Consider the following 4689-nt stretch of genomic DNA (forward strand, 5'->3'; position numbering starts at 1 on the left):
CAGTCTCCAGCGGGCAGACGTCCGGACAGCTGGTGAAGATGAAGTTGATCATCACCACCTTGTCCTTGATGAGATCATCGAAGAACTGCACTTTTTTTCCTTCGTGGGTGACCAACTGGACATTCGGGAAGTAGTCGGCCCCCCAGATGGTGCCCCCATCAGCGGCAGCCGTGGCGGGCGCTGTCCAGAAACACAGCGCAGCGGTGAGAAAAAACACGAGGGCGGTGACAACCTTCAAATGCGACCGGCAACGGCTTTCCATGATGGCTTCTCCTGCTTGTTTAGGGCAAAATAGATAAGACAGGTCAGGCCGATATGATATTTCGGTCTGATCATGCGAGGGGCGACTCGGCATCGGCGGGTCGCCCCAAAGTTCCACAATTTATCAGAAAATCACAACGGTGGTCCAACCCCGTCGCCGGTCCGGAAGGTCGGCAGGGCGGCCGAGTCGACGTATTCCACTCCGTCCCAGGTGGGAAGCGGTGTCGGCATCAGTTGGACCTGGCCCGGGTGCTCGATGTCCCAGCGCAGCAGCATGGCGTGGTCCTCGTGCTGGGTGTTGTGGCAGTGCTCCATGTAGGATCCGGCGAACTCGCGGAAGCGGATAGCGACCACGACCTCATCGGAACTGTCATCCTCGCGGCCGATGCGATAGAGGTCCTTGCGCGCCCAGCGTTCCCATTCTGGGGGCGCCTGTCCATCCCGCGAGAGGATAACCCCTTCCTCGAAGTGAATGTGGATCGGGTGGCTCCAGCCGCCGTTGCCGCCCACAAGGCTCCAGATTTCCAACGTCCCTACACCCTCGAAGCCTGCCGCTGTGGGGCCGGTAGACAGCTGAGGCGCCGCCGAAATCCTCCTGGGGTCGGCGGTGGAGCGGATGTCCTCATCGACCCGGATGGTCCACGGGGCTGCGTCGGTGCCGCCCTTGTCGAACTCGAAGGTGCGATGGCGGGCGGTGGCCAGCGCCGGGTCGTTGCGATCGATGGGGAGCGGGATCATCTTTTTGCCACCCACCACGAATTCGCTCGGATCCATGCTCAGATCCTGACCCGTGTAGGGCTGCACCCGCAGTTCCAGGAACGGGCCGACTGCCGGGTCGCCGCCGATCCAGGCGTCAGGCACTCCGTCGGCGGGGACGGTGGTGTCCTGCAGTTGGGGATTGTAGGCCCCGGAAAGGATAGCCTCAAGAGTAACCCGGTCGCCCGGGCGCTGTCCGTCGCTGTGCTCCAGCACGTTGACGAAGTATAGCCGATCACCGGGCTGGATGCCATGCTGGCTGAAGTTGACGATGATGTCGTATCGCTCGCCAACGGACATGGTCGGCAGTTGTCCCATGTTGGTGCCGAGGGTGCCGTCGAAGGCCACCGAGTGTTCCATGATGTTGCCGTCGTTGGCGATCAGATGGAAGGGAACCCGGTTGTAGGAGATGCCGGAGTTCGGCGGCCCGGGAATCTCGCCGCCCTCGCCGTCAAGCTGATGCACCAGGGCGATGGTCATGTAGCGCGACACCGAGCCGTTCAGCATGCGGAAGCGGTAGCTGCGAGCCCGCACCTCGAAGTAGGGCTTGTAAAGCCAATTGGTCAACAGTTGGTCGCCCAGGAAGCCATCCATGTTGAAGATGTTGAACCACAACTGTCCGCTCTGGTCCCACGCCTTGTCAGCGACCACCACGTTGACATCGTAGTCGCGGTTGCCCCAGGGCAGCGCCGTGCCGCTCGGGAAGCGCAGGTTTACACCGTCGTCGAAAGCCTCGTTGCCGCGGTCAAGAGCGCTGTAGTAGTTCATCATCGCGGCGTTCCCCTTGTAGACGTTCTGCGCCGTGAAGTCGAGCATGTGGTCGTGGAACCAGTGGCTGCTCATGGTCTCGCGCCAGTCGCCGCGGATCTGGATTTTCCCGTCCTGACAGGTCTTCCTGCCCGGGTTGGCGTCGTTGACGAAGAGGGTTTCGCCCGGCGAGCAGGGGAAGGCCGCCCGCGGATCGGTCGCGCTGGTGTTGATGGTGTCGTAGCCGGCGAGTGTAATCGGCCAGCGATAGTCATAGAACTGCCCCGGGAAGAAGAAGGCGTTGGTATAGCCGTCGCTCTCGGCCGGATTGTGGCCGTTGTGCTCATGGGTAGAAATGGTATGGATGCCGAAGCCGCGGTTGACCGACGGGTCGATGGGCAACGCGTTGTAGTGGCGCATCAGGACCGGCTGCCCGTAGCGCACCATGAGGAGCTTGGGCGGCAGGGTTCCGTCGAAAGTCCAGAGGGCATCGGGATTCTGGATCGGCATGGCCGGATGGAAGCGGATGGCGATGCCGCTGGTTGTTCCCTCGGTGCCCGGCACCCCCGCGGTGTTGTGATAGAGTCCGCCGGGGCCAAACTCGCCAGCCTGGTAGCGGTGCAACTGCCTGCTGTCACGGAAGCCGCCGTTCACCCGTGCGCCAGCCTGAGCGGTCTTGTAGAAGATCTGCGGGAAGAATTCGTTCCATCGCTGGTGCGCCCAACCGCGTCCCGGCGGCCGGCCTTCAGCGGGCGGCGCCTCGAGCTCGCGGCCGAGGTAGGATGCAACCTGCGCTTTCCAGGGGTTCTCATCGAGGGTATTGGCGAATTCCGAGGGGAAAGGGGCGATCCCAGGCTGTGCCAGGAAGGATTCCAGTGCCGCGGGAGCCGGTCCGCTCGCTGAACTCACGGGTGCCGGGAAGGAATTGGCCGGTACCGGGCCGGTCGCGCTGAGCGGTTCAGTGCCGAATTCTTCGAAACGCAGCATCTGCTGGGTGAAGGGCAAGGCGCCGAACAGGGGGCTCGGCCGGCTGTTGGTCGGGACGTTGAAATCGCCATCGGGCTGTTGCAGAGCTTCCTGCACGACGTTGTTGGCGCCCGGGTCTATCAGGGCACCATTCGGCCCCTCCAAGGTCCCCTCATTGGCATGGGGTAGCGTTTCAATCACAGCATTGTCGATCCCGTCGGTGAAGGCAGACGGATCATCCGCTGGGGGCGGGCCGAAGAAGTCAGCGACGGGAGGAGTGATGCCGGCTCCGTCTGCCGGCATGGCGCTGCCGCCACCACCTCCACCACCGCTACAGGAAGTCAGGGCTAAAAGGACGAAAAGGGCAAAGCAACGCCTCAGCCATCTTTTCGGTAGAGTGATCATAGTTGAACTCCTATTCAACGATCGATAAGCATCGACCGACAAATTCGAATATGAATATTATTATCTGTTTGTTTAAAGTATGCCGCCAGCAGAAGAATGTCTCTATGGGGAAATTGCGCAATGGGCGGTAGGAAATTACTACTTTTGGAAAATTGAAAAAATCCCCCTGGCCTGGAAGATCAGGAGGATTGAAGTCGAGAAAATCAAACTTTCAACAGATCAGAGCGTAGGCCCAACGCCGTTCCCGGTCCGGAAGGTCGGCAGCGCCGCCGAATCGACGTATTCCACACCGTCCCAGGTCGGCAGGGGTGATGGCATCAGCTGCACCTGGCCCGGATGCTCAATGTCCCAGCGCAGCAGCATGGCGTGGTCTTCGTGCTGGGTATTGTGGCAGTGCTCCATGTAGGTCCCGGCGAACTCGCGGAAGCGGATGGCCATCTCAACGTTCCTGCCGCTGTCGCCTTCGGGGCCGATGCGGTAGACGTCCTTGCGCGCCCACCTCTCCCATTCCGGGGGCGCCCGCCCGTCTCGCTGCAGGATGACCCCTTCCTCGAAGTGAACGTGGACCGGATGGCTCCAGCCGTTGCCGCCGTTGACGATGTTCCAGATTTCCAGCGTCCCTTCGCCCTCAAAGCCCGCAGCGGTGGGGCCGTTGGCCAGTTGAGGCGCCGCGGTGATCCGCCTGGGGTCCATGGCGAAGCTTAGGCCGGCATCGGTCCTGATGGCCCACGGAGATTCGTCGGTACCGCCTCCCCCGCTAACAAACTCGAAGGTGCGATGCCGGGCGGTGGCCAGTGCCGGGTCATTGCGATCGATGGGGAGCGGAATCATCGTCTTCCCGCCCACCACGAATTCGCTCGGGTCCATGCTCAGGTCCTGGCCCGTGTAGGGCTGGACCCGCAGTTCCAGGAACTTGCCGACGGCCGGGTCGCCGCCAATCCAGGCGTCGGGCACGCCGTCGGCGGGGACGGAAATGTCCTGGACCTGGGGATTGTAGGTCCCGGAGAGGATGGTTTCGAGAGGAATCTTCTCCCCCGGGCGCTGTCCGTCCGTGTGCTCCAGCACGTTGACGAAATAGAGCCGATCCCCGGGCTGGATGCCATGGTGGCTGAAGTTGACGATAATGTCGTAGCGCTCGGCGATCCCCTGGACCGGCAGTTGCCCCCTGACGGTGCCGAGAGTGCCGTCGAAGGCGACCGAGTGTTCCATGATGTTGCCGTCGTTGGCGATCATGTGGAAGGGGACCCGGTTGTAGGAGATGCCGGAGCCCGGCGGGCCGGGGATCTCGCCTCCCTCGCCATCGAGTTGATGCACCAGGGCGTGGGTGAAGTAGCGCGACACCGAGCCGTTCTGGATGCGGAAGCGATAGCTGCGCGCCCGCACCTCGAAGAAGGGCTTGTACAGCCAGTTGACCGTCATCACGTCGCCCAGGAAGCCGTCGAGGTTGAAGATGTTGAACCAGAGCTGCCCCGTCAGGTCCCAGGCCTTGTCGGCGACCAGGATGTTGACGTCGTAGTCGCGGTTGCCCCAGGGCAGCGCGCTGCCGCTCGGGAG

3 protein-coding genes are annotated in these 4689 nt (G+C 62.4%); all 3 read right to left on the bottom strand.

Annotated features, from left to right (window positions below; genetic code table 11):
* Positions 1–262: SCO family protein (locus VD811_10920; GenBank protein ID HXV21482.1), on the bottom strand; the 262-nt coding region annotated here is incomplete at its 3' end.
* Positions 263–393: 131 nt separating this feature from the next.
* Positions 394–3033, bottom strand: a complete 2640-nt coding sequence (locus tag VD811_10925) for a multicopper oxidase domain-containing protein (GenBank protein ID HXV21483.1) — start codon at positions 3031–3033, stop codon at positions 394–396.
* A 321-nt stretch (positions 3034–3354) separates the two neighbouring features.
* Positions 3355–4689: multicopper oxidase domain-containing protein (locus VD811_10930; GenBank protein HXV21484.1), on the bottom strand; the 1335-nt coding region annotated here is incomplete at its 5' end.

The organism is Desulfuromonadales bacterium (genome assembly GCA_035620395.1).
GTDB lineage: Bacteria > Desulfobacterota > Desulfuromonadia > Desulfuromonadales > DASPGW01 > DASPGW01.